The sequence below is a fragment of the Georgenia faecalis genome (assembly GCF_003710105.1).
GTDB classification, from domain to species: domain Bacteria; phylum Actinomycetota; class Actinomycetes; order Actinomycetales; family Actinomycetaceae; genus Georgenia_A; species Georgenia_A faecalis.
This window is the reverse complement of record NZ_CP033325.1, coordinates 1,739,227-1,761,939: the sequence shown is the minus strand read 5'-3', so window position 1 is coordinate 1,761,939 and position 22,713 is coordinate 1,739,227. Positions and strand designations below refer to the sequence as shown.

The 22,713-nt window shown below is 74.0% G+C and carries 25 protein-coding genes; 10 read left to right on the top strand and 15 right to left on the bottom strand.

Annotation, left to right across the window (positions count from 1 at the left end):
• Positions 1 to 12 precede the first annotated feature (12 nt).
• The 4 genes from EBO36_RS07635 to EBO36_RS07620 are packed head-to-tail and all read left to right on the top strand — an operon-like array spanning position 13 to position 4,772.
• On the top strand, positions 13 to 1,017 hold the full coding sequence (locus EBO36_RS07635) for an ABC transporter substrate-binding protein (protein ID WP_241236959.1): 1,005 nt from the start codon (positions 13 to 15) through the stop codon (positions 1,015 to 1,017).
• Positions 1,014 to 1,835 carry an ABC transporter ATP-binding protein gene (locus EBO36_RS07630; protein WP_122824087.1) on the top strand — a complete coding sequence of 274 codons (822 nt, stop codon included), beginning with the start codon at positions 1,014 to 1,016 and terminating at the stop codon, positions 1,833 to 1,835. Before EBO36_RS07635 ends, EBO36_RS07630 begins: the two co-directional genes overlap by 4 nt.
• A gap of 4 nt (positions 1,836 to 1,839) precedes the next feature.
• Positions 1,840 to 2,682, top strand: a complete 843-nt coding sequence (locus tag EBO36_RS07625) for a hypothetical protein (protein WP_164471404.1) — start codon at positions 1,840 to 1,842, stop codon at positions 2,680 to 2,682.
• Positions 2,679 to 4,772 (top strand): YhgE/Pip domain-containing protein, encoded by a 2,094-nt coding sequence (locus tag EBO36_RS07620; RefSeq protein ID WP_122824085.1) that lies wholly within the window; start codon positions 2,679 to 2,681, stop codon positions 4,770 to 4,772. Before EBO36_RS07625 ends, EBO36_RS07620 begins: the two co-directional genes overlap by 4 nt.
• 84 nt (positions 4,773 to 4,856) lie before the next feature.
• On the opposite strand, the gene EBO36_RS07615 is transcribed toward EBO36_RS07620, so the two are convergent.
• Positions 4,857 to 5,357: a DUF1269 domain-containing protein gene (locus tag EBO36_RS07615; protein ID WP_122825521.1), complete on the bottom strand. Its 501-nt coding sequence runs from the start codon at positions 5,355 to 5,357 to the stop codon at positions 4,857 to 4,859.
• A gap of 164 nt (positions 5,358 to 5,521) precedes the next feature.
• Between EBO36_RS07615 and EBO36_RS07610 the strand changes: the two genes are divergently transcribed.
• Positions 5,522 to 6,004: a DUF2243 domain-containing protein gene (locus EBO36_RS07610; protein WP_122825520.1), complete on the top strand. Its 483-nt coding sequence runs from the start codon at positions 5,522 to 5,524 to the stop codon at positions 6,002 to 6,004.
• Positions 6,001 to 6,798, top strand: a complete 798-nt coding sequence (locus EBO36_RS07605; RefSeq protein WP_122824084.1) for a cytochrome c oxidase assembly protein — start codon at positions 6,001 to 6,003, stop codon at positions 6,796 to 6,798. Before EBO36_RS07610 ends, EBO36_RS07605 begins: the two co-directional genes overlap by 4 nt.
• Here EBO36_RS07605 and EBO36_RS07600 read toward each other — a convergent pair.
• Entirely contained in the window at positions 6,767 to 7,279 is a 513-nt protein-coding gene (locus EBO36_RS07600) for a GNAT family N-acetyltransferase (RefSeq protein ID WP_122824083.1), read from the bottom strand. The genes EBO36_RS07605 and EBO36_RS07600 overlap by 32 nt on opposite strands.
• Positions 7,280 to 7,362: 83 nt before the next feature.
• Between EBO36_RS07600 and EBO36_RS07595 the strand changes: the two genes are divergently transcribed.
• Positions 7,363 to 7,809, top strand: coding sequence for a helix-turn-helix transcriptional regulator (locus EBO36_RS07595; protein ID WP_122824082.1), 447 nt, complete (start codon positions 7,363 to 7,365; stop codon positions 7,807 to 7,809).
• A complete protein-coding gene (locus tag EBO36_RS07590; protein WP_122824081.1) occupies positions 7,806 to 10,187 on the top strand; it encodes an ATP-binding cassette domain-containing protein in 2,382 nt (793 codons plus the stop codon). Before EBO36_RS07595 ends, EBO36_RS07590 begins: the two co-directional genes overlap by 4 nt.
• 10 nt (positions 10,188 to 10,197) lie before the next feature.
• Here the strand turns inward: EBO36_RS07590 and EBO36_RS07585 are convergent, their stop codons facing one another.
• The 3 genes from EBO36_RS07585 to EBO36_RS07575 form a co-directional block, all read right to left on the bottom strand.
• Positions 10,198 to 10,764: a dihydrofolate reductase family protein gene (locus tag EBO36_RS07585; RefSeq protein ID WP_122824080.1), complete on the bottom strand. Its 567-nt coding sequence runs from the start codon at positions 10,762 to 10,764 to the stop codon at positions 10,198 to 10,200.
• Between the two features lie 494 nt (positions 10,765 to 11,258).
• Complete coding sequence (locus EBO36_RS07580; protein ID WP_122824079.1) at positions 11,259 to 12,425, bottom strand: class I SAM-dependent methyltransferase; 1,167 nt, start codon at positions 12,423 to 12,425, stop codon at positions 11,259 to 11,261.
• Between the two features lie 109 nt (positions 12,426 to 12,534).
• Entirely contained in the window at positions 12,535 to 13,023 is a 489-nt protein-coding gene (locus tag EBO36_RS07575) for a hypothetical protein (protein ID WP_122824078.1), read from the bottom strand.
• Positions 13,024 to 13,152: 129 nt separating this feature from the next.
• On the opposite strand from EBO36_RS07575, the gene EBO36_RS07570 reads away from it, so the two are divergent.
• Positions 13,153 to 15,072 (top strand): penicillin-binding transpeptidase domain-containing protein, encoded by a 1,920-nt coding sequence (locus EBO36_RS07570; protein WP_122824077.1) that lies wholly within the window; start codon positions 13,153 to 13,155, stop codon positions 15,070 to 15,072.
• Between the two features lie 3 nt (positions 15,073 to 15,075).
• Complete coding sequence (locus EBO36_RS07565; protein WP_122824076.1) at positions 15,076 to 15,447, top strand: cupin domain-containing protein; 372 nt, start codon at positions 15,076 to 15,078, stop codon at positions 15,445 to 15,447.
• A gap of 71 nt (positions 15,448 to 15,518) precedes the next feature.
• Here EBO36_RS07565 and EBO36_RS07560 read toward each other — a convergent pair whose 3' ends face one another.
• The 10 genes from EBO36_RS07560 to EBO36_RS07515 form a co-directional block, all read right to left on the bottom strand.
• Positions 15,519 to 16,853, bottom strand: coding sequence for a DUF2510 domain-containing protein (locus tag EBO36_RS07560; RefSeq protein ID WP_122824075.1), 1,335 nt, complete (start codon positions 16,851 to 16,853; stop codon positions 15,519 to 15,521).
• A gap of 77 nt (positions 16,854 to 16,930) precedes the next feature.
• Positions 16,931 to 17,443 carry a MerR family transcriptional regulator gene (locus EBO36_RS07555; protein ID WP_241236978.1) on the bottom strand — a complete coding sequence of 171 codons (513 nt, stop codon included), beginning with the start codon at positions 17,441 to 17,443 and terminating at the stop codon, positions 16,931 to 16,933.
• A gap of 249 nt (positions 17,444 to 17,692) precedes the next feature.
• Positions 17,693 to 18,160: a bifunctional nuclease family protein gene (locus EBO36_RS07550; protein ID WP_164471403.1), complete on the bottom strand. Its 468-nt coding sequence runs from the start codon at positions 18,158 to 18,160 to the stop codon at positions 17,693 to 17,695.
• Positions 18,161 to 18,234: 74 nt separating this feature from the next.
• Complete coding sequence (gene ftsR, locus EBO36_RS07545) at positions 18,235 to 18,903, bottom strand: transcriptional regulator FtsR (RefSeq protein ID WP_122824073.1); 669 nt, start codon at positions 18,901 to 18,903, stop codon at positions 18,235 to 18,237.
• A gap of 122 nt (positions 18,904 to 19,025) precedes the next feature.
• A complete protein-coding gene (locus EBO36_RS07540) occupies positions 19,026 to 19,481 on the bottom strand; it encodes an FHA domain-containing protein (RefSeq protein ID WP_122824072.1) in 456 nt (151 codons plus the stop codon).
• 94 nt (positions 19,482 to 19,575) lie between these two features.
• Positions 19,576 to 20,319: a DUF881 domain-containing protein gene (locus EBO36_RS07535; protein ID WP_122824071.1), complete on the bottom strand. Its 744-nt coding sequence runs from the start codon at positions 20,317 to 20,319 to the stop codon at positions 19,576 to 19,578.
• Positions 20,316 to 20,648 (bottom strand): small basic family protein, encoded by a 333-nt coding sequence (locus tag EBO36_RS07530; RefSeq protein ID WP_122824070.1) that lies wholly within the window; start codon positions 20,646 to 20,648, stop codon positions 20,316 to 20,318. The genes EBO36_RS07535 and EBO36_RS07530 overlap by 4 nt, the downstream gene beginning before the upstream one ends.
• 2 nt (positions 20,649 to 20,650) lie before the next feature.
• A complete protein-coding gene (locus EBO36_RS07525) occupies positions 20,651 to 21,481 on the bottom strand; it encodes a DUF881 domain-containing protein (RefSeq protein ID WP_122824069.1) in 831 nt (276 codons plus the stop codon).
• On the bottom strand, positions 21,478 to 22,089 hold the full coding sequence (clsA, locus tag EBO36_RS07520; protein ID WP_187695804.1) for a cardiolipin synthase ClsA: 612 nt from the start codon (positions 22,087 to 22,089) through the stop codon (positions 21,478 to 21,480). The genes EBO36_RS07525 and clsA overlap by 4 nt, the downstream gene beginning before the upstream one ends.
• 79 nt (positions 22,090 to 22,168) lie before the next feature.
• Positions 22,169 to 22,684: a hypothetical protein gene (locus EBO36_RS07515; RefSeq protein ID WP_127572133.1), complete on the bottom strand. Its 516-nt coding sequence runs from the start codon at positions 22,682 to 22,684 to the stop codon at positions 22,169 to 22,171.
• Positions 22,685 to 22,713: the final 29 nt, after the last annotated feature.

Genomic DNA, 22,713 nt, shown 5'->3' with positions numbered 1-22,713 from the left:
AAGGGCGCCACCGTGAGGGGTTCTCCCATCCTGCCGGCCGTCAGCGGTCTCGCCGCCCTCCTCGTGCTCGCCGCGTGCGGGGCGGGAGGCGGCGCCGGCGTCGGTGCCGACCCGCAGCCGGGGGACGGCCCGCTCACCGTGACGAACTGCGGGGCGGAGGTCACCTTCGACCGGCCTCCGGAGCGGGTGGTGCTCCTGTCGAGCGCGGCGGTCCCGTTCCTCCACGAGCTGGGCGTCCTCGACCGGGTGGTCGCGCGCGCGGGTCAGTACCCCGCGGAGTACTACGACGAGCCGACGCTCGCCGAGGTCGACGAGATCCCCCTGCTCACGGACAAGACCGACACGGCGGGGCACCTGCAGATCTCCCGGGAGGTGGTCATCGCGCAGCGCCCGGACGTCGTCCTCGGCGGGGTGGACAACCTCGACCGGCAGACGCTCGCGTCCGCGGGCATCGCGCTCCTCGAGGAGCCGGCGATGTGCGACGCGGGCCTGCCGGCCGTGAGCTTCGACGACGTGTACGCGCAGATGCAGTTCTACGGGACGGTCTTCGACCGCACCGACGAGGCGGCGCGGGCCGTGGTCGACCTGCGCGAGCGGGTGGACGCCGTCGCCGCCACCACGGACGGCGCCGCCGGGACCCGCACCGCGGCCGTGCTCTACCCGACCGTCGGCGGGGGCGTCACCTACGCCTACGGGACCGGCAGCATGGCCCACCCCCAGCTGGAGGCCGCGGGCCTCACGAACGTCTTCGGCGACGTCGAGGACCGGGTCTTCGAGGTGACCCGGGAGGAGCTCATCGGCCGCAACCCCGACGTGCTCGTCCTCCTCTACGGCGACGGCGACCCCCAGCTCGTCGAGGACGCCGTCACCTCGCTCCCGGGGGCGTCCGGGATGACCGCCGTGCGCGAGGGCAACATCCTCGTCCAGCTCTTCAACTTCACCGAGCCGCCCACCCCGTTGTCCGTGGTGGGGCTCGAGCGGATCGTCGAGCGCTTCGGCACCGGGACGACGCCGTGATCGAGGTCCGGGGCGTGTGCTTCCGCTACGGCAGCGCGCCCGTCCTGCGCGACGTCGGCATCACCGCCCGCGACGGCAAGGTGCTGGGGCTGCTCGGCCCGAACGGCAGCGGCAAGACGACGCTCCTGCGGACCCTGTACGGCTCGCTGCGCCCGGAGAGCGGGACGGTGAGCATCGACGACGACGACGTCGCCCGGTTGTCCACCCGCGAGCTCGCCCGCCGCATCGCCGTCGTCGTGCAGGAGCACGGCGGGGACCTGCCCGTGACGGTCGCCGACCTCGTCCTGCTGGGCCGGACCCCGCACCGCGGCTCCTTCGCCCAGACGACGGCGGACGACCTCGACATCGCCGCTGACGCGCTGGAGCGCGTCGGGGCCATCCACCTCGCCGGCCGGCCCTTCGCCGGGCTGTCGGGCGGGGAGAGGCAACGGGTCCTCGTCGCCCGGGCCCTGGCGCAGGCCGCCGGCCACCTGCTCCTGGACGAGCCGACCAACCACCTCGACGTCCGGTACCAGCACGAGGTGCTCGACCTCGTCCGCGGCCTGGGCACGACCGTCGTCGTCGTGCTCCACGACCTCAACCTCGCCGCGGTGTACTGCGACGAGGTGGTCCTGCTCGAGGACGGGCAGGTGCGGGCGGCCGGCACGCCCGACGAGGTCCTCGTCCCCGACATCCTCGAGCCGGTCTACGAGGTCCGGGTGCGCCGCGTCGAGATCGAGGGCGGGTTCCAGCTCGCCTTCCGCCCGCGGACGGGGACGGGACCGGCGTGGGCGCCCCACGCGGGTGCGGCGGCCGACCTCCCACGGGGGCGGGGGTGACGGCGTGCGGATCACGGTGGACGACGTCCAGGTGCTCGGGCGGCGAGAGCCGATGCTGGAGATCGACCACCTCGAGGTGAGCACGGGGGAGTGCGTGCTCGTCGCCGGTGACCCCTGGCAGGGCCACACCGCGCTGGCCCTCGTGGCCACCGGCCGGCTGGCGCCCTTCACCGGGACCGTCGTGCTCGTGGAGGACGACGGGACGACGAGCACCGAGCCCGCCCGGCTGCGGGAGGTGAGCGCCGTCGTCGACCTGCCCGGGATCACCGAGCCGGACGACCCGGTTCCCGTGGGCACCGTCGTCGCCGAGGGGCTCGCGTTCGCGCACCGCCCGGCCAGCCACCGCGCGGCGACCGAGTGGCTCGGCCGGCGGGCCATGCGCCCGCAGGAGAGCGAGCGCATGGACGCGGTCCACGGGGCGGTGCGCACCGAGCTCCTCGCCTCCCTGGCCACCGAGCGGCCGGACGTCCGGTTCCTCGTGCTCACGCTCCCGGACCGGCACGGCGGCGCGCCCGCCAGCTGGTGGTCCCTGGCCCAGGAGCTCGCCTCCCGCGGCTACGGCGTCCTCGTCCAGTGCACGCCGTCGGCGGCCCGGGACCTGGGGGCGAGCGTGCCCGTGCCCGAGGGGGAGGGGTCCCGCCGGGCCGCCCCCGTCGAGGCGATCCGCCTCACCCCGCCGACGGCGCCCGCCCCAGCGACGGCGCCCGCCCCGCCCGCGCGTGCCGAGTCGGAGGTCGAGCTCACCGACCCCACGCGCCTCTTCGACGGCGCCCACGCCGCCCCCGCCCCACGCGGCCGCCGACGCCGCCGACGGGCCACCGACTCCCCGAAGGAGGCCGACCGGTGATCGCCATCCGCCTGGTGGGCACGGAGCTGCGCCGCCTCACCGCCGGGACCATGCCCCGGCTCGCCCTCCTCGCGATGATCCTCATCCCCTCGCTCTACTCGGGCCTGTACCTCTTCGCCAACGAGGACCCCTACGGCCGGCTCGGGGAGGTCCCCGCGGCGCTGGTGGTCGAGGACCGCGGCGCCACCAGCGAGGACCCGACGGACGGCACCACGCAGGACGTCGACTACGGCAAAGAGGTCGCCGAGCGCCTCCTCGACGGGGACGGCGGCTTCGGCTGGGTGGAGACCACCCGGGCCGACGCGGAGGCGGGGGTGCGGTCCGGCCGGTTCGACTCCGCCCTCATCATCGGCCCGAGCTTCTCGCAGGACCTCGTCTCGGTGGAGAAGTACCAGCCGAGGCAGGCGAGCCTCACGCTGGTGACGAACGACGCCAACAACTACCTCTCGACGACCATCTCCGACACCATCGTCGGCGAGGTGCGCGACACGCTCGCCGAGGAGGTCGGCACGAAGGCGGCCGACACCTTCCTCCAGGGCTTTGCCACCGTCCACTCCGACCTCGCCACCGCCGTCGAGGGCACCACCCGGCTGGTCGACGGCGCCAGCCAGCTCTCCAGCGGGACGACCGAGCTCGTCACGGGCACCGACCAGCTCGCCTCCGGCGCGGCAGAGGCAGCGAACGGCGCGGCGCGGCTGTCCTCCGGCGCCGGGGAGCTGTCCAGCTCCACGGCCCGGCTCGCCGAGGGGGCCGCGTCGCTCGCGTCGGGCCTGGACACCCTGCGCAGCCGGACGCGCGAGCTGCCGGCCCAGACGCGCGAGCTCGCCGACGGGGCGCGGGAGGTCGCCGGCGGGACCGCCGAGGTGGCCGCCGTCGGGGACGACGCCGCCGCGGTGGCGCGGGACGTGGTGACGCGCGTCGACGCCGCCCGGGCGGACCTCGAGGCGCGGGTCGCGGCGCTCGTGGCGGACGGGACCCTCACGGCGCAGGAGGGGGCGGCGATCACGACGGTGCTCGACGACGCCCGCGAGGTGGCCGGCACCGCGGCCGGGGCGGTCGAGGGGGCGGCGGGCCGGCTCGACGCGCTCAACGCGGGCGCGTCGGAGGTGGCCGCCGGTGCCGGCACGCTCGCCGCGGCCACGCCGGAGCTCGTCCAGGGCATCGGCACCGCCGCCTCCGGGGGGAGCGAGCTCGCGTCCGGGTCGGCCGAGCTCGAGGCGGGCGCGGGCACCGTGGCGAGGGACCTCGGCACGCTGGCGTCGGGGACCGCGGAGGTCTCGGAGGGGGCCGCGGAGCTCGCGCGGAGCAGCGTGACGCTGCGGGACGGCACCACCGAGCTGCAGTCCGGGCTGGCCGAGCTCAACAGCGGCCTGCAGGAGGGGCTGGGCCGGATCCCCGACCTCGACGAGGAGACCCGGGAGGCGACCGCGCGGACCCTCGGCAACCCGGTGACGGTGGACAAGGACACCCTGGCCCGGGCCGGCAGCTACGGCGCGGGCCTCGCGCCCTTCTTCATGTCCCTGGCCGCGTGGATCGGTGGCTACGTGCTCTTCCTCCTCGTCAAGCCGATGTCCACGCGCTCCTTGGCCGCGGACGCCCCGGCGTGGCAGACGGCCCTGGGGGGATGGGCCACGCCCGCCCTCATCGGCGTCGGGCAGGTCGCCCTCATGTTCGCCGTGGTGGCGTTCGCGCTCGACATCACCCCGGTGTACGCGGCGGGCACCGTGCTCATCCTCCTGCTCGCGTCGGCCGCCTTCGTCGCGGTCCTCCAGGCGCTCAACGTCTGGCTCGGCGCCGTGGGGGAGTTCCTCGGGCTGGTCCTCATGCTCGTCCAGCTGGTGACCGCGGGCGGCACGTTCCCGTGGCAGACGATCCCGGAGCCGCTGCGCTCGCTGCACCGGATGCTGCCGATGTCCTACACCGTCGAGGGCCTTCGGCAGACCCTGTACGGCGGGGACCTGGCGACCGTGGCGCGCGACATCGGCGTGCTGGCCGCGGTCTTCCTCGGCGGGATCCTCGCCACGACGTACGCGGCGCACCGTCACAAGGTCTGGTCCCCGTCGCGGCTCCAGCCGGAGCTGGTCCTCTGAGGTGGGTCGCGCCTGCGTAGGCCGGTCACGACGTTGGCGGGGGAACCGGGCCGAACCCGGTCCCCCCGCCGTGGTCCGTGAGGGTCAGGCGTCCTCCTCCTGCAGCATGGACCGCAGGTTGGCCTCCTGGTCGGCGGAGAGGTTGGTCTCGACGAGCTCGCCGTGGATGCCCTGCTCGCGCAGCGAGTTGTGGATGCGGTCGAGCACCTCACCCGACGTGAGGACGAACAACGCCGAGGTGCCCGGGGTGACCTTCTCCCGGACCGTCTTGATGAAGTCCTCGTCGATGCCCACGTCGGTGAGCGAGGCCGCCAGGGCACCCGAGGCGACACCGATGACGAGGCCGATGATCGGGATGAAGAAGATGATCCCGAACAGCAGGCCCCAGAACACGCCGCCGAGGATCCCGGTGGTCATGGTGAGCCGGGACTGGCGGGTCTTCGGCTTCTTCTTGCCCTCCTCCCACGAGACGGTCGCGGCGTCGAGGATGTGGACGAGCTCCTGCTTCTCCAGGGCCTCCAGCGCGTCCTCGGCGCGTTCCGCGCCGTCGGGGGTGTCGAACTTCCACACGGTCAGAGTTGCCACGTCGTGCTCCTTCACTGGTCATGATGGGTCTGCACGCTCACCGCGCACGTCCTCGGGCGCGGCCCTTCCGACACTAAGCCTGGGCCCTGTGACCCGCGACACAGGGTGGTCGCCCGCGACCTTCCTCCACGCGGACGCTCGCGCCACCGGCGAGAATGGCGGGCATGAGCGGGCGGCGAGGCGCAACGAGCGGACGGCCGGACCATCGCCGGTCGGTGGGGGTGGCCGCGCTGATCGGGGTCGCCGTCATGGCGGCGGTCGACGAGATCGTCTTCCACCAGCTCCTGGGCTGGCACCACTTCTACGACCGGGGCACGCCCGACGTCGCCCTCCTCACGGACGGCCTGCTCCACGCGGCCGAGCTCGTCATGCTCGTGGCGGGGATCTTCCTCGTCGCCGACCTCAGCCGCCGCCAGGCGCTCGCCGTGCCCTCCGCGTGGGGCGGGTTCTTCCTCGGCGCCGGGGCGTTCCAGCTCTTCGACGGGATCGTCGACCACAAGGTCCTCCGGCTGCACCAGGTCCGCTACGGCGTCGACCTGCTCCCGTACGACCTGGCGTGGAACCTCGCCGGCGTGCTCCTGCTCGCGCTGGGGGCCGCCCTCACGTGGCGCGCCGGACGTGAGGTGCGGCGCGCGGAGGCGCGATGAGCGGGTGGGTGGCTGCCGGCGTCGGCGCCGTCCTCGCCGGGGGGTACGCGCTGGCGTGGTGGGCGCGACCCGCCAGCCTGCCGCGCTGGAGCGGTGCGCGCACCGCCGCGTGGCTGGCGGGCGTGGTCGCCGTCGTCGTGGCCCTGAGCCCGCCGTTGACCGACCTCGCGCACCACGACCACCGGTTCCACATGGCCACCCACCTGCTGCTGGGGATGTACGCGCCCCTGGGGCTGGTCCTCGGCGCCCCCGTGACCCTCGCGCTGGGCTCCTTGCCCCGGCGCGGCCGCAGGGTGCTGACCGGCGTCCTGCGCAGCCCGCCCGTGCACGTGCTGTCCCACCCGGTCCCCGCGGCGGTGCTCAACGTCGGCGGGATGGTCGTCCTCTACCTCACCCCGCTGTACGGCCTGAGCATGGCCCGCCCGGAGGTCCACGCGCTCGTCATGGCGCACTTCCTGCTCGCCGGGTGCCTGTACACGTGGGCGATCGCGGGACCCGACCCGGCCCCGCGCCGCCCCGGCATGGCCACACGAACGACGGTGCTCGTCGCCGCGGCCGGCGCGCACGCGTTCCTCGCCAAGCTCCTCTACGCCCGCGCCGGGGAGGTGGCCGCCGGGCACGGCGACCCCGCGTCGATGGAGGCCGGGGCCCAGTGGATGTACTACGGGGGAGACGTCGCCGAGCTGGCGCTCGCGGTCATGCTCTTCGCGTGGTGGTACCGCCGTCGCCGGCCCGAGGTGGCGCCGCGGGCGAGCGCCGCGCCTACGCCGGGAGTGCCAGCGTCATCGCCATGACCGTGCGGACCGGGATCGGGCCACCGGTGTCGTCCTCGACCTGCCGCATCCCGATCTTCTCGGCGACCCGGCGGGAGGCCGTGTTGTCCGGGTGGATGAGGGCGACGAGCTCGGCGGCACCCAGGCCGTCGCGGGCGAGGTCGCGGCACGCCGCCGCGGCCTCGGTGGCGTAGCCCTTCCCCTGGAGCGCCGTCCGGACGTGGTAGCCGACCTCGAGGTGCGGCTCCCCGTTGACGGGCTGCCAGGTGAGGCCGCAGTCGCCGACGAACTCACCGTCATGGGTCTCGACGATCCACAGCCCGTGGCCGTGCTCGGCGTAGTTGCGCTCGTTCCACGCGATCCAGCCCCGGGCCTCCTCGCGCGTCTTCGGCGCCCGGTAGTAGGTCATGACGTCGGGGTCCCCGAGGAGGGCCGCCATGACCTCGAGGTCGTCGGGGGTCATCTCGCGGAAGCACAGGCGGGCCGTGGGGGAGGGCAGCATCCGTGAATGCTAGGGGCACCGGGTCCGGAACGGGCACGGCCATGCCCTAGGCAGCGTCGGCCTCCCGTGGCACCATCGCCGACGTGACCAGCAGCGACGCGGACGGGCAGCGCCTGCGCGACCTCGCGCGGCTGCGCCGCGTCCGCGACCGCATCGACCGGGAGTACGCGCAGCCCCTCGACGTCGCGGCCCTCGGCCGGGGGGTGCACATGTCGGCCGGGCACCTCAGCCGCCAGTTCCGGCTCGCGTACGGGGAGTCGCCCTACGCCTACCTCATGACCCGCCGGATCGAGCGGGCCATGGCTCTGCTGCGGCGCGGGGACCTCACCGTCACGGAGGTGTGCTTCGCCGTCGGCTGCTCCTCGCTGGGGACGTTCAGCACCCGGTTCACCGAGCTGGTCGGCGTCCCGCCGAGCGTCTACCGGCGCGAGGCCGCCGGGACGGTCGACGGCATCCCGCCGTGCATGGTCCGCGCCGTCACCCGACCGGTGCGCAGTCGAACGGCCCGAGGGATGGCACGGACGTCATGACGACAACGACAACGGGGTCGGTGCCCGCGCACGTGGCGGACGGGCACGACCTCATCCGGGTGCACGGCGCCCGGGAGAACAACCTCAAGGACGTGAGCGTCGAGCTCCCCAAGCGCCGCCTCACGGTGTTCACCGGGGTGTCCGGCTCGGGAAAGAGCTCGCTCGTGTTCGCGACGATCGCCGCCGAGTCCCGCCGGATGATCAACGAGACGTACAGCGCCTTCCTCCAGGGGTTCATGCCCTCGCAGGCCCGGCCCGACGTCGACGTCCTCGAGGGGCTGACGACGGCGATCATCGTCGACCAGGAGCGGATGGGGGCGAACCCGCGCTCGACGGTGGGGACCGCGACGGACGCCAACGCGCTCCTGCGGATCCTCTTCAGCCGGTTGGGGGAGCCGCACATCGGCTCGCCGCAGGCGTTCTCGTTCAACGTCGCCTCCATCAGCGGCGCGGGCGCGGTGACGTTCGAGACCGGTGGGAGGACGGTCAAGGAGCGCCGCGACTTCTCCATCACCGGCGGCATGTGCCCGCGCTGCGAGGGGATGGGCCGCGTCACCGACTTCGACCTGGCCGAGCTGTTCGACGACGCCAAGACCCTCAACGAGGGCCCCTTCAAGGTGCCGGGCTACAGCGCGGACGGGTGGTACGGCCGGATCTACGGCGCGTCCGGCCTCTTCGATGCGGACAAGCCGATCCGCGACTTCACGAAGCGCGAGCTGAACGACCTGCTCTACAAGGAGCCCACGAAAGTCAAGGTCGACGGCATCAACCTCACGTTCGAGGGGCTCATCACCAAGCTGCAGAAGTCGATGCTGTCCAAGGACCGCGAGGCGATGCAGCCGCACATCCGTGCCTTCGTCGACCGGGCGGTGACCTTCACGACGTGCCCGGAGTGCGACGGCACCCGGCTGAGCGCGGCGGCCCGGTCCTCCACGGTGCGGGGCATCAGCATCGCCGATGCGTGCGCCATGCAGATCAGCGACCTCGCGGGCTGGGTCCGCGGGCTCGACGAGCCGTCGGTGGCGCCGCTGCTGAGCACGCTGGGCGACACCCTCGACTCCTTCGTCGAGATCGGGCTGGGCTACCTCAGCCTCGACCGCCCGGCCGGCACGCTTTCCGGGGGAGAGGCCCAGCGGACGAAGATGATCCGGCACCTCGGCTCCGCGCTCACCGACGTCACCTACGTCTTCGACGAGCCGACGATCGGCCTGCACCCGCACGACATCCAGCGGATGAACGACCTGCTCCTGCGCCTGCGGGACAAGGGCAACACGGTCCTCGTCGTCGAGCACAAGCCCGAGACGATCGCGATCGCCGACCACGTCGTCGACCTCGGCCCCGGGGCGGGCACCGACGGCGGCACGATCTGCTTCGAGGGGACGGTCGAGGACCTGCGGGGGAGCGGCACGATCACGGGCCGGCACCTCGACGACCGGGCCCGCCTCAAGGAGTCGGTCCGTACCGCCACCGGCGCGCTCGCGATCCGCGGGGCGACGCAGAACAACCTCACCGGCGTCGACGTCGACGTCCCCACCGGTGTCCTCACCGTCGTCACCGGGGTGGCCGGGTCGGGCAAGACGTCCCTCATCCACGGCAACCTCGCGAAGCGGGACGACGTCGTCGTCATCGACCAGACCGCCATCAAGGGCTCGCGCCGGTCCAACCCGGCGACGTACACGGGCCTCCTCGAGCCGATCCGCAAGGCGTTCGCCAAGGCGAACGGCGTCAAGCCGGCCCTGTTCAGCGCGAACTCCGAGGGGGCGTGCCCGACGTGCAACGGCGCCGGCGTCGTCTACACCGAGCTCGGGGTCATGGAGACGGTGGCCACCACGTGCGAGGAGTGCGAGGGCCGGCGCTTCCAGGCGGCGGTGCTCGAGTACACGCTCGGCGGCCGCAACATCGCCGAGGTGCTCGCGATGTCCGTCGCGCAGGCGGAGGAGTTCTTCGGGACGGGGGAGGCGCGGACCCCGGCCGCGCACAAGGTCCTCGACCGGCTCGCCGACGTCGGGCTCGGCTACCTCACGCTCGGCCAGCCGCTCACCACGCTGTCCGGCGGCGAGCGGCAGCGCCTCAAGCTGGCCACCCGGATGGGGGAGGGGGGTGGGACCTACATCCTCGACGAGCCGACGACGGGGCTCCACCTGGCGGACGTCGAGCAGCTCCTCGGGCTCCTCGACCGGCTCGTCGACGCCGGCCGTTCCGTCATCGTCATCGAGCACCACCAGGCCGTCATGGCGCACGCCGACTGGATCATCGACCTCGGTCCGGGCGCCGGGCGCGACGGCGGCCGGATCGTCTTCGAGGGCACGCCGGCCGACCTCGTGGCGGCGCGGTCCACCCTCACGGGGGAGCACCTGGCGGAGTACGTCGGCACCTGACCGGCCGAGCTCAGTCCCGGCGCACCGCGTAGCGGAGCCAGAGCGTGCCGTTGTCGAACCGCCGCTCCACGAGCAGCTCGAGGTCCAGCCGCAGGTCCTCGGGCCAGAAGCGCAGCCCGCCGCCGACGGACACCGGCGCGAGGTAGGGCTGGACCTCGTCGACGATCCCGGCGCGCAGCGCGTGCGCCGCGAGCGTCGGGCCGTCGATCGTCGCGTCGTGGTCCAACGCTGACACCTGGGCGCGCACGGCCTCGGGGTCGAAGGTCCGCTCGAGCGTGGTCCGCGCGGTGGTGGGCGCGTCGAGCGTCGTGGAGTAGACGACCTTGGACGCGGCCTGCCAGACGGCGGCGTACGTGCGGACGAACTCGGGCGCGTCCGGCGCGTCCAGCGCCGTCTCCCAGAACGACATCGTCTCGTACATCCGGCGGCCGTACAGGTAGGTGCCCACCGACCGCGTCTGCTCGGAGACGAAGTCGTGCAGGTTCGGGTCCAGGGCCCCGCCCCAGTCGCTGCTGCCGGAGGTGTCCGACGCGTAACCGTCGAGCGAGGTGAACATCGAGTAGATGAGGCGCCCCATCGGTCCACTGTAGGAACCGCCGCCGTGGGGGGCTAGAGCCCTGGGGTCACGGCTCGAGACACGCCCGCCAGGTGGTCGAGTGCCGACGACCGCCACCCTGTCGGGTCGTCACCGGGCGGCACGAGTGCCCAGGCGTCCGCCTCCCACAACATCTCCACCGTGGGCGCCGTCGGATCGGGCATGAGCCCAAGTCCAGCACAGACGTCCCGGGCCGGACCGCACCATCTGCACTTCGTCACCGGTCGGCGTGCCGCCGATAATGTACATTATGTCATTACGCTCAAGAGAGGCGCGCCGGACGCCCCGCTCTCACGCACCCTCCGCACCCCCACGGCCGAGGCAGCGGGCCGTCCACCTGCGCACGCTCCTCCATCGGTGCGCCCGGCACCGATGGGATGGCGGTTCGACCGGCGGAGGCAGTTCAAGCAGTGCCCGCAGCCGCTCGGCGATGCGCTACGACCCGGCGCCCGGCGCATCCGTAGCCGGCGCTCAGGTCACCCGGAGATCGTCCCGGTCGCCGTCCGGCTGGGCTGCTTGATGGACCGCGTCACCGTGAACCGGCCGTTGTCGCCCATCACCTTGGTGGACCCGACGATCCGGCGCAGCGCGCCGGCGTGGCCGAGCCGCGAGTTGAACACCGTCCAGAGCTCGCCGCCGGGACGGAGCACGCGGGCGGCGTCCTTGAACAGCTCGATCGCCACGTCGGGCTGCAGGGTGGCGCCGACGTGGAAGGGCGGGTTGCACACGATGAGGTCCGCCGAGCGCGGCGGCTGGCCCTCCAGGCCGTCGGCCCGGACCACCTCGACGCGGTCGGCCACGCCGTTGGCCTCGAGCGTCGCCCGTGCCGAGCGGATGGCAGCGTCGGACGTGTCCGTCGCCACCACGTGCAGGTCCGGTCGCTGAGCGGCGAGCCCGACGGCGAGGGCTCCGGTGCCGCAGCCGAGGTCGATCGCGTCGCGCGCCGCCGGGCTCATCTCCGGCAGGAAGCTGAGGAGGTAGCGCGTGCCCATGTCGAGGGAAGGGCCCGCGAACGCCGCGCCGTGCGCCGCGATCGACATGCCGCTCTCCTCGTCGACCTGCGTGCGCGGGAAGGAGGGGAACGTGGCGGGGGCCGTCGGGCGCCGCGCGATGAGGCAGCGCGACTTCTGCCGGGCGAGCGACGCCGTCACGTCGGCGAAGTGCTGGCCCAGGACGTCGTTCATGCCGCGGGACATGTGCTTGAGACGGCCGCCGGCGACGACGACGACGTCGGGTGCCGCGTGGGCCGCGATTAGCTCCGCGATCTCCTCGAGCGCCGCCAGCCCGCGAGGGAGCTGGAGCAGGACGACACGCGCCCCGGTGACGAGCTCCGGGACCAGGCTCAGCTGGCGGAACGTGCCGGCGAGACCCTCGCGCTCGGCGTTGGCGACGAGGGCCCGCTCGTGGACCAGGGTGTCCTGGTGCACCCGCACGTCCCGCGCCCCGTGCAGCGCGACCGCCCCGAGGGTGAGCGCGCCGTACCGGTCGCCGATCACCACGACCTCGCCCGGGCCCGCGCCGGCCAGGGCCGCGGCAGCCTCGTCGAGGACGAGGCGGTCCGTGGCGTCGACGGCCACGAGGTCGTGGGCCTCGATGTCGGGGTACCTGCGGAGCCGGTCGAGGTCGAACGTAGGAGCGGTCATTCCTCCATCATCCCCCTCCCCCGCCGCGCTCGATCTCCGCGGCGGCCGGGCCCCGGGACAACGTGCCGAAGGACACGGCCAGGACGCACCCGCCGGGCCCGCCGGGTGCTCAGCCCGGCTTGCCGCCGATGACGACCGCGTGCCAGGCGCCCGCGCCGCCCGCACCGGAACCGGTGACCCCCACGCTCGTGACATCGGCCACGGCGATCGGCTCCTCCTGAACGCCGAGCCCGCACGGAACGTCCGCATAGGCGATCGATGTCGCCTCCGTGCCCCCTCCGCCGCTCGTGGCGGCGACGTCCACGGTGAAGTCCGCGGTGCCCTCGCCGAAGCAGGACAGCTGGATGGTCTCCACCCACGGCGCCGCGTCGAGCAGCAGGACGACCCGACCCTCCGTGCGCGACACCGCGTCGCCGGCCTCGCACCGGCCGGTCGCGGCCCCCAACGAGCCGGCGGGCGCCTCCTCGGCGAGGCGTCCGTCCATCCACAGCGTGATCTCGTCGTCGGTCGGGACGTCGGGCGCGCCGCACCCCGCGACCGGCACCCCGAGCCGGAGCAGCATCGGGGCGCGCGCCGCGGCGGCGCCGGTGCTGGACATGCCGGCACGCTACCGACCCGCGCATGCTGATGACGGCACTTTCCCGCCGTCGACGTCCTCTGGCGGCGTGCGCGACTTCGGGCACTTATGTCGTGGACATGCGCCAGGTGGGCCGCCACAATTCGGGGAATGACGTCCTCGCGGCAGCGGCCCCGCGCTGCCCTCCTGGTCACCGCCCTGCTCACCACCGGCGCCCTCGCCGCGTGCAGCGATCCCACGGACGCCATCGCGCAGTCCGCGGACGACCTCGCGGCCGCGCTCGAGGCGGGCGATGCCTCGGCGGTCACCTGGGCCGGCGACGCCCCGGACCTGGCCGTCCCGCTCGGTGACCTCGCCGACCTCCCGCGCACCGTCGAGGTCGCCTCCGTCGGCGAGGTCGAGGAGGACTCCGACCCGCGCACGGCCGACGTCGACCTCCGCTGGGCGTGGGACCTCGACGCCGACGGCGCCGGGGACTGGGAGTACACCAGCACCGCGACGCTCCAGGAGGACGAGGACGCGTGGGTGGCGGCGTACGACCCCGCCGTCGTCGCCGAGGGCCTGTCCGGCGAGGTCGCGCTCAGCCTCGCCCGCACCACCGGCGTGCGCGGCGAGATCCTCGCCGGGGACGGTACGCCCGTCGTCACCGACCGGCAGGTCCGCCGGGTCGGCATCGACAAGACGCACTTCCCGGAGGGCACGGCGGAGGCCGACGTCCGCGCGTCGGCAGAGGCCGTCGCCGCGGCCGCGGGCCTGGCCGACCCGGCCGCCTACGCCGACCGCGTCGTCGCCGCCGGCCCCCGCGCGTTCGTCGAGGCGATCGTCGTGCGGGAGGAGAGCCCCGACGTCGACCTCGCCGCGCTCGAGGCCCTCACCGGCGCCGTCGCGCTGCCCGACGAGATCCCCCTCGCCCCCACCCCCACGTGGGCGCGTCCGCTGCTCGGGCGGGTCGGGCCGGCGACGGCGGAAGTGGTCGAGGCCTCCGAGGGGGCCATCGCGGCGGGCGACGAGGTCGGGCTCTCCGGCCTGCAGTCGACGTACGACGAGACCCTGCGCGGCACCCCCGGTCTGCGGGTCTCCGCGGGCACCGGCGAGGGTGCGGCGGTCCTCTTCGAGCGGGTGGCCGTCGACGGCGAGGACCTGGCGCTCACCCTCGAGACCGGGATGCAGACGGCTGCCGAGCAGGCGCTCGAGGCCACCGACTCCCCCACCGGCCTCGTGGCGATCCGCCCGTCCACCGGGGAGATCCTCGCCGTGGCGAGCGGCCCCGGGAGCGAGGGCCAGAACACCGCGATGGGGGCCACCCTCGCCCCGGGGTCGACCTACAAGGTGGTCACGGCGCTCGCGCTGCTCCGGGCCGGCGTCGGGCCGGACACGACCGTGCCGTGCACCCCCGAGGCGACCGTCTCCGGCTACACCATCGGGAACTACCCCGAGTACCCGGCGGCCTACCTCGGCGACATCACCCTCACCCAGGCGCTGGCCCAGTCGTGCAACACGGCGCTCATCAACGCGGGGGCCGACCTCACGGGCGCGGCCATGGCCGACGCCGCGCGGTCCCTGGGCGTGGGCCAGGAGCTCGCCGGCGCGTGGCCCGCCTTCACCGGCTCCGCCCCGGCCGACGCCGAGGGCACCGGCCTGGCCGCCTCGCTCATCGGTCAGGGCGAGGTCCTCGCCTCTCCCCTGGCCATGGCGGTGGCCGCGGCGTCCATCAGCGCCGGCCACACCGTCACCCCCACGTTGGTCACCGGGCCCGAGGCGCTCGCCGACGCGCCGTCGGAGCCGCCGGCGACGCCGCTGACGGCGGAGGAGGCCGCGGTGCTCTCCGGGTACATGCGCGCCGTCGTCGCCGAGGGCACGGGCATCCTCCTGGCGGACGTGCCCGGGGAGCCGATCCACGCCAAGACGGGATCGGCTGAGGCCGGCGAGGGCGACGCCGCCCGCGTCGACTCCTGGATGATCGCCTTCCGGGGGGACCTCGCCGTCGCCGCCCTCGTCCACGGCGGTGGTCACGGCTCCGGGCCGGCCGGCGCCGCCGTCGAGGCGTTCCTGCGGACAGTCGGCGGGTAGCACGTGCGCGTCGTCACGCTCCCCCGGCGCCGCATCGAGGCGTTCGCCAGCTCGGGCGTCGTCATGGACTTCCTGCCCACCGTCACCGGTGGGCGGACCGGGGTTCGGCTCGCCCGCATCGATGCGGGCGGCACCCTCGGCCGTCATCGCGCGCCGACGCGTCAGATGTTCGCGGTCGTCGAGGGGACGGGCGTCGTGAGCACCACCGGCTACCCCGACGTCGTCGTCGGCGTGGGGCAGGCGGTGCTGTGGGAGCCGGGCGAGGACCACGAGACGCGGGCCGGCACGGCGATGCTCGTCGCCGTCGTCGAGCTCGATGGGGACCTGGAGCTCGGTCCCGAGCACGTCCTCGGCGAGGTACCCGGGCCCAGCTGAGCGGGACCCCGGCACCGCTGGGGAACGGCTGAGGGGGCCGCGCGCGCTCGCGCGGCCCCCTCAGGCGGTCACTACGGGGCGGTGATGGTGAGGTTCACCGTGCCGGGCGCGTCGCTCCAGTCGCGCAGGGCGACCAGGTGCAGTCCGGCGGTGAGGGGCTGCGACAGGTACGGGTCGCTCCACTCCCCGCTGCCCTCCTGGCTGTCGTCGGACTCGAACTCCTCGCCGTCGGGCGAGAGGACCGTGAGGATCGGGTCGCTGTCCTCGGTGACGGAGACGGTGTCGAAGACGTAGGTGCCGTCCGCGGGGACCTCGATGGCCCGCATCCAGGTGCCGCCCTCCGGGATCTCGGCCACCGTGGCGCCGACGGGGATGACCTCGACGGGGTGGACGTTGAGCAGGAAGTCGCTCCTGTCCCCCCCGTACTCCCGCACGACGACCTGGAGCTCGCCGGCCGGCAGCGCGAGGACGAGGCCCGGGTCGAGGCTGCTGGTGCCGTCGTCCTCGAGGAAGTCAGCGCGGTCGTCGTTGTCGTACGTCGTGCCCTCGGCGTCGACGACCTCGAGGACGAGGTCCTCGCTGCTAGCGGTGCGCACGTCGATGAGCACCACGCCGGGGGCGTCGAGGGTGAGCGTCCCGGACCACTCCGACTCGGCGTCCACCGTCGCGGTGAGCTCCTCGCCGAGCGGGATGGCGACCGCGTCCGCGGGCGTCCCACCAGGCGCGTCGGTGGTGGCGTCGTCGCTCTCCTCCGGGCTCGGGCGGGGGTCCCGCGTCGGCTCGGTGGTGGGCTCGGACGTGCTCGGACCGGGACCGGCCTCGTCGTCGTCGTCGCCGCCGAGCAGCAGGACCAGCGCGATGACGAGCGCGATCACGGCCACGGCGCCGCCGACGATGGCGAGGATGAGCTTGGTGTTCGGCCCCTTCTCGGGCGCGGTGCCCTGACCGTCCTGCTGCCAGACGCGCGAGCCGGGGGCTGCACCGGGCTGCTGGCCGTAGGGGTTCGCCCCGAGGTTCTGGGGCGCCTGGCCGTACTGCTGGGCCTGGCCGTACTGCTGCGCCTGACCGTACGGGGCCTCGCCGAACTGCTGGGCCTGGTCGTACTGCTGGGCCTGGCCGTACTGGTGGGTGTCGCCGTACTGCGGGGTTCCCGCTCCCTCGGAACCACCCTGGTCGGGCTGGCCGGTCGAGGCCAAGGGTGCGAACGACGTCGTCGCCGCCGTGTCGCCGGCGCCCGGCATGCCGTACTGCGCGGGCGTGGGGACGTCCCCGGCGCCTGGGGTGGGATCGGCGACGGGGGCCTGCACGGGCGCGAAGTGCCCGGTCCAGGACGTGCCGTCCCAGTAGCGAAGCCGACTTGGGTCACCAGAAGGGTCCGGGTACCAGCCCGGAGTGGGATTGCTCATATCGACGATAGTAGAAGATCGCCGACCGTTAGGCGGCACTTGTCCGACAGCAGTTATCGCGTGTCGTCGCGCGGGGTTCAGCCCGCGTCGCGCGCCCGTCGTCGGCGGGACAGCTCGTCCTCCTGCTCCGCCTCCTGCGCCCGCTCGGTCGGGAGCGCGGCGAGCGAACCCTCGACCTCCCGCCACACCCGGCCGACGGCGATGCCGAAGACGCCCTGGCCACCTTGGACGAGGTCGATGACCTCGTCCGCGCTCGTGCACTCGTACACGCTCGCGCCGTCGCTCATGAGGGTGATCTGCGCGAGGTCGTCGACGCCGCGCTCGTGGAGGTGGTGCACGGCGGACCGGATCTGCTGGAGCGAGACCCCGGTGTCGAGGAGCCGCTTGACGACCTTGAGGACGAGGATGTCGCGGAAGCTGTACAGCCGCTGCGTTCCGGACCCGCTCGCGGGACGGATGCTCGGCTCCACCAGGCCGGTCCGGGCCCAGTAGTCGAGCTGGCGGTAGGTGATGCCGGCGGCGCGGCAGGCGGTCGGCCCGCGGTAGCCGGTCTCCGTGTCGAGGTCCGGGAGCGCGTCCCCGAAGAGCATGCCCTGCGCGCGCTGCGGGATGCCTGGTGCGGCGTCCGCTGTCGCATCAATGCCGCTCACGTGGATCTCCCGTTCGTCCGTGCCGTCGGCGCGCATGCGCTCGTGGCTTCGATGTGGTCCACGCTAGGTCTGCGGGGTGGGCGCGTCAACGAACCGCGCCGCACGGACCGCTCCGGCGTGTCGCGCAGGCGTGTCTTACCCTCAACTCGAGGTTGAGCGTCGGTCCGCACCACGCTCCCCCGCCCGCCGTCAGTCGGCGAAGTCGGCGGGGTCGACGTGCTCGAGGAAGTGGCGGAACTGCTCGACGACCTCCCCGTCGTCGTCGGTCTCCATGGCGACGCCGGCGGCCGTGAGCACGTCCTCCTCGCACAGGACCGGGCAGTGCACGCGCAATGCCAGCGCGATGGCGTCCGACGGACGCGCATCCACCCGATGGCCGTTGGAGAGCAGCAGCTCGGCGTGGAACGTCCCCGACTCCAGGCTCGTCACGTGCACCTCGTCGAGCCGCACCCCGGTGGCGGCGAGCACGGCCACGAGCAGGTCGTGGGTCTGCGGGCGCTGGGGGACGATGCCCGCCTGGGCGGACGCGATCGAGGCTCCCTCTCGGGGACCGATGACGATCGGCAGCACGATCGGGCCGACCCGGTCCGCCAGCACGACGACGACCTCGTTCTCCGGGATGCTCACCCGGACCCCGAGCACATCCATCTCGCGCATGCCACGACGCTACGCCGCGGTGCTGGCGAACGCGCGCGGAACGCGCCGAGCACCGCGCGGCGCACCGCGCGGCGTCAGCGGAGCTCGTCGACGGCGGCGCGGAGCAGCTCGGCGTGCAGGGTCGCGTACAGCTCCGCCAGCTCCCCCGCCTTGGCGGCGCTGCGTTCGCGGGCGGCCCCCGAACGCTGAGCCCGTTCGGGCGCGACGACCTGGTCGATGACGTCGGCCTCGCGCTCGGCGGCGGTGCGGACCGTGCGAAGGTGCCGCGGCGGGATGCCGTGCCGGGCGAGCGCGCGGGCCGCCTGGACCACCTGCACCGCCCGCCCCGGATAGCGCCCGCGGGCGTCCGGGACGAGGACGCCGGCCTCGGCGATCGCCTCGACCTCCGCCAGGCTCGCACCGGTGAGGTCGGCGATCTCGCCCGCGCTCACCCGCGCGGAGGCACGCGGGGTGACGAGCTCGCCGTCGCGGGCCACCACGCGCGTCCCCGGCGCGAGCTCGACCGGGCGACCGGCGTCGAGGTCCGCGAGCTGCTCGCGGATCACGCGCAGCGGCAGGAAGCTGTCCCGCTGCGCGGCGAGGGCGAACCGGAGGCGCTCGACGTCGGCCTGGCTGTACATCCGGTACCCCGAGCCGGTGCGGCTCGGGTTGACGAGGCCCTGCTCCTCGAGGAAGCGGAGCTTGGAGACCCGGACGGTCGGGAACTCCGGCTGGAGCACCGCGAGAACCGCGCCGATGCTCATGCTCGCGGTCGTGGACGCCCCCGCGGGCCACGGAGCCGGGGCGCCGTCGCCGGGAGTGCCCTGGGTGTCCGCCGCCGCGCTGTCCTGCGCCCCCGCTGCCGTCCGGGATCGTGCTGCCGGGCTCACTGGTGTCCGGCGCCCTCGGCGCGCGAGGGGCTCGGGTGGTACGTGAGGCGGTACTTGCCGATCTGGACCTCGTCACCGGCGCGCAGGACGACGACGTCGATCCGCTCCCGGTTGACGTAGGTGCCGTTGAGGGACCCCACGTCCCGCACGGAGTGGCCGCCCTCGTCGGCGATGAACTCGGCGTGCCGGCGGGAGACGGTGACGTCGTCGAGGAAGATGTCCGTGCTCGGGTGGCGTCCGGCCAGGGTGCGGTCAGCGTCGAGGAGGAAACGGGACCCCGCGTTCGGCCCGCGCTGGACGATGAGGAGCGCGTGCCCGGGCGGGAGCGCCTCGACCGCCGCGAGGTCCTCCTGGGCCAGTCCCGTGCGGCCAGGAACGTCGTGCTCCACCTCGGTGAGACCACCGAAGCGGGCCGTCGTGCTCGCCGAGTCGTGCGGCTCTACGTGACTCATGTCCCCGCCTCCTTGCCTGAAATCCGCCGGCCCCCTGAGACCACCATAGTTGGCAACGTGCCCCCCGTTACACCCCATGGGGGCGGAGGCCGTCTCATGGGACGTCCGCCGGAACCGCGTGCTCCGGTTCCTCGAGGGTCCGGGTTGCGGTGATCTCGACCCGCTCGAGCTGCTCGAGCGCCGCCGTGCCGCCGGCCGTGCGGATCGAGGCCAGCGCCCCGCCGGGGATGTCCAGCGCCACCGCGAGTGTCTGCGGATCACCGATCGCCCGCCAGACGTACGGCGGCTGGACGAGGGTCCCGGACACGACGACGCCGTCGTCGCCCACGGTGATCCAGCTCGACGCCGTCATCCGCTGGCCGGAGAGCTCCACGGCCTCGGCTCCGGCGTTACGCAGCTCCTCGAGCACCGTGACGAGGGTGGCCGCGGGCACCTCGGCTCCCGGGTCGCTGATCCGCAGGACGACCCCGGGGCCCTCCACCGGCAACGTCCCGGCGAGGATGCCCTCGACCTGGGCCTGCGCCTCCGCCGCCGCCTTGGCCGCCGCGCGGGAGCTCGACCCCGACTCGAGCTCGGCGAGCTCCCGGCGCAGCTCCGTCCCCTCCCGGGCGAGCTCGTTGTTCCGCTCGGTGAGCTCGTCGAGCAGTCGCACGAGGTCGTCCTCGCGCATGGTGCTCAGAGTGTCGCCCTGGGTCTGGCGGACCTGCGCGACGAGCGCGAACCCCACACCCACGCAGAGCAGCACGATGAGCACGTGCACCCAGCTGCGGCGCGGGTGCAGGAAGAGGTCCTTGAGCCGCTCGCGCGCACGGTGCGTGCCGCCGGGTGCCGTGCTCATGCCCGGAAGATCTGCCGGCGGATCGACGCCGCGTTGGAGAAGATCCGGATGCCGAGGACGACGACGACGGCGGTGCTCAGCTGGGTGCCGACGCCGAGCTGGTCGCCGAGGAAGACGATGAGCGCCGCGATGACGACGTTGAAGGAGAAGGAGACGACGAAGACCCGGTCGTCGAAGACGCCGTCGAGGTAGGCGCGCGCCGCTCCGAAGAGGGCGTCGAGCGCGGCGACGACGGCGATCGGCAGGTAGGGCTGCAGGCCAGGCGGGACCGTCGGTTCGAGGACGAGCCCGGCGACCACGCCGATGATGAGCCCGAGTATGGCCAGCATGGTCAGCCCTCCCCCTCCAGTGCCTGCGCGTAGCGCAGGATCCGCACCGGGCTCGCGGGGAGCTCGAGGCGGTCCTCGCGTCGGATGTCGACCGTGATGCCGTAGGTGTCCCGCAGGAGCGCGAGGTGGGCGCCAGCGGAGCTGCGCGCGAGGCTCTCCTGGAGCTCGGTGGGGTCACCGATCGCCTCGACGACGTAGGGGCGCGCCAGCGGGGCAAGGTCGGCGAGGATCGCCCGCCCCGCCGAGCGGATCGCGCTGAGCGTGGTGAGCCGGTGCCCGTTGATCGCCACCGCCTCCGCACCCCCGGACCACAGCTCGTTCGTCACCACCTGGAGGTCCCGGTCGAGGACGTAGCCCTGCTCCGAGCCGGGCAGGCCCTCCTGCGCCTCCGCGGAGTCGTCGAGGGTGACCACGACGCCCGGGCCGGAGACGGCCGCGGTGCCGGCGCCGACCCCGAGGAGCGCGAGGCGCTCGACGACCGCGTCGTCCGCGCCCTCCAGCCCCTGCTGCTGGAGCGTCTGGATCTGGGCCGTCGTGGCCGCGTTGTCGGCGAGCATCGCCTCCCGGCGCTCCCCCCGTTCCGCGATCTCCGTCATGAGCAGCGTCCGCGCCTGGGTGGTGCTCTCCTGCGGGGCCCGCAGCTCCCGGGCCGCCCACACCGAGCCCATCCCAAGGACCGCCGCGAGCACGACGACGACGACCCGGCGCCACACGGGCTGCATGGGTGCCTCGCCGCGCGCCTTGCGCGCCGCCGCCTCCGCGTACCCCGGGTCGAGGGGGCGCTCGGTGACCTCCCGCAGGAGGGTCATCGACACGTCGCGTCGGACGGTCACGCCGGTCCCGCCCAGGTACGGCCGCCTCGCTCGCGGCGGGCGATCGCCACCACCTGCTCGACGTAGAGGAGGCAGGCGAACCAGTACAGCCCGACCCCCCACAGGGCGCTGGCCCAGCCGACGATCCACGCCGCGTCACCCACCGCCCCGGGGACCGTGGCGAGCAGGAGCAGCGGGAAGGCGTACATGAGGCCGAACGTGCCGGCCTTGCCGGCCATGTGCACGGGCAGCGGCCCGTACCCGTACCGCAGGAGGATCGGGATCATCCCCGCGAGGACGAGCTCGCGCAGCACGATGACCCCCACCAGCCACCAGGGGACGAGCTCGCGGTACGCCAGGCCGATGAGCGTGACGAAGATGTACAGGCGGTCGGCGGCGGGGTCGAGCATCTGCCCGAGGCGGCTCGTCTGGTTCAGCCGCCGGGCGATGAACCCGTCGAGCCAGTCGCTCGCCCCCGCGACGGCGAGGACGACCAGCGCGGCGACGTCGTGCCCCGAGAGGATGAGCCAGGCGAACACCGGGACCAGGAGCAGCCGCAGGACGCTGATGACGTTGGGGATCGTCCAGACGCGGTCGACCACCGTGTCGACCTCACGCTGCGTGCTCACGCCCGCCAGCCTACGCAACGGTGGGGCGGGCACGTCGCAGGTCCGGCAGCGCGTGACCGGTGCCCCGCCACCCGGCCGGTCAGCGGCGCGCCGGCGGCACCCGGAACGCGCGGGTGCGCACCTCGGCGTGGACCCGGTCGAGCACCTGGACCTGCTCGTCCGAGCGCTCGACCAGCGTGTCGTAGGCGTCGCCCGGCAGGTCGAGGTCGTCGCTGAGGTCGGAGAGCGTCTGCCACAGCCCCCGCTTGGCCATGACGGCTCCCCGCATCACCTCGATCTCGAGGAGCAGCCCCATGGGCGAGCGCTGGAACGGCCGCCCGTGGGCCACGAGCCGCGCGGCCCGCTCACCCAGCATGGCGGCGAGCTGGCGGGGGCGGCGGGGCGCGACGCCGAGGAGGTCGATCGTCTCGCGGAGCAGGCGGGCCTCCTCGCCCACCTCGGTCGCGAGCATGGCGAAGTCCTTCCCGAAGGGCCGGTCGTCCCAGGTCTTGGCGAGCCGCTCGAACCGGTTGATGCCGCCCGCGGCGCCGGCGAGGTGGTCGCCGAGGTAGAGACCGAGAAGATGGCCGTCGAGGTGCTCGGGTACTGCGGGCATGACGCCTCCGGTGCGTGCGACGCGTGGGG

Bases quoted from the DNA above. Each gene is read 5' to 3' on its own strand.
- EBO36_RS07585 (WP_122824080.1), bottom strand. From the start codon at position 10,764: ATGGGGCGCCTCATCTACTCGATGTTCACCTCGCTCGACGGTTACGCG.
- EBO36_RS07590 (WP_122824081.1), top strand. From the start codon at position 7,806: ATGACGACAACGACAACGGGGTCGGTGCCCGCGCACGTGGCGGACGGG.
- EBO36_RS07610 (WP_122825520.1), top strand. From the start codon at position 5,522: ATGAGCGGGCGGCGAGGCGCAACGAGCGGACGGCCGGACCATCGCCGG.
- ftsR (WP_122824073.1), bottom strand. From the start codon at position 18,903: ATGAGCATCGGCGCGGTTCTCGCGGTGCTCCAGCCGGAGTTCCCGACC.
- EBO36_RS07580 (WP_122824079.1), bottom strand. From the start codon at position 12,425: ATGACCGCTCCTACGTTCGACCTCGACCGGCTCCGCAGGTACCCCGAC.
- EBO36_RS07540 (WP_122824072.1), bottom strand. From the start codon at position 19,481: ATGAGTCACGTAGAGCCGCACGACTCGGCGAGCACGACGGCCCGCTTC.
- EBO36_RS07535 (WP_122824071.1), bottom strand. From the start codon at position 20,319: ATGAGCACGGCACCCGGCGGCACGCACCGTGCGCGCGAGCGGCTCAAG.
- EBO36_RS07530 (WP_122824070.1), bottom strand. From the start codon at position 20,648: ATGCTGGCCATACTCGGGCTCATCATCGGCGTGGTCGCCGGGCTCGTC.
- EBO36_RS07560 (WP_122824075.1), bottom strand. From the start codon at position 16,853: ATGAGCAATCCCACTCCGGGCTGGTACCCGGACCCTTCTGGTGACCCA.
- EBO36_RS07605 (WP_122824084.1), top strand. From the start codon at position 6,001: ATGAGCGGGTGGGTGGCTGCCGGCGTCGGCGCCGTCCTCGCCGGGGGG.
- EBO36_RS07515 (WP_127572133.1), bottom strand. From the start codon at position 22,684: ATGCCCGCAGTACCCGAGCACCTCGACGGCCATCTTCTCGGTCTCTAC.
- EBO36_RS07550 (WP_164471403.1), bottom strand. From the start codon at position 18,160: ATGCGCGAGATGGATGTGCTCGGGGTCCGGGTGAGCATCCCGGAGAAC.
- EBO36_RS07600 (WP_122824083.1), bottom strand. From the start codon at position 7,279: ATGCTGCCCTCCCCCACGGCCCGCCTGTGCTTCCGCGAGATGACCCCC.
- EBO36_RS07555 (WP_241236978.1), bottom strand. From the start codon at position 17,443: ATGCTCTTCGGGGACGCGCTCCCGGACCTCGACACGGAGACCGGCTAC.
- EBO36_RS07570 (WP_122824077.1), top strand. From the start codon at position 13,153: ATGACGTCCTCGCGGCAGCGGCCCCGCGCTGCCCTCCTGGTCACCGCC.
- EBO36_RS07575 (WP_122824078.1), bottom strand. From the start codon at position 13,023: ATGTCCAGCACCGGCGCCGCCGCGGCGCGCGCCCCGATGCTGCTCCGG.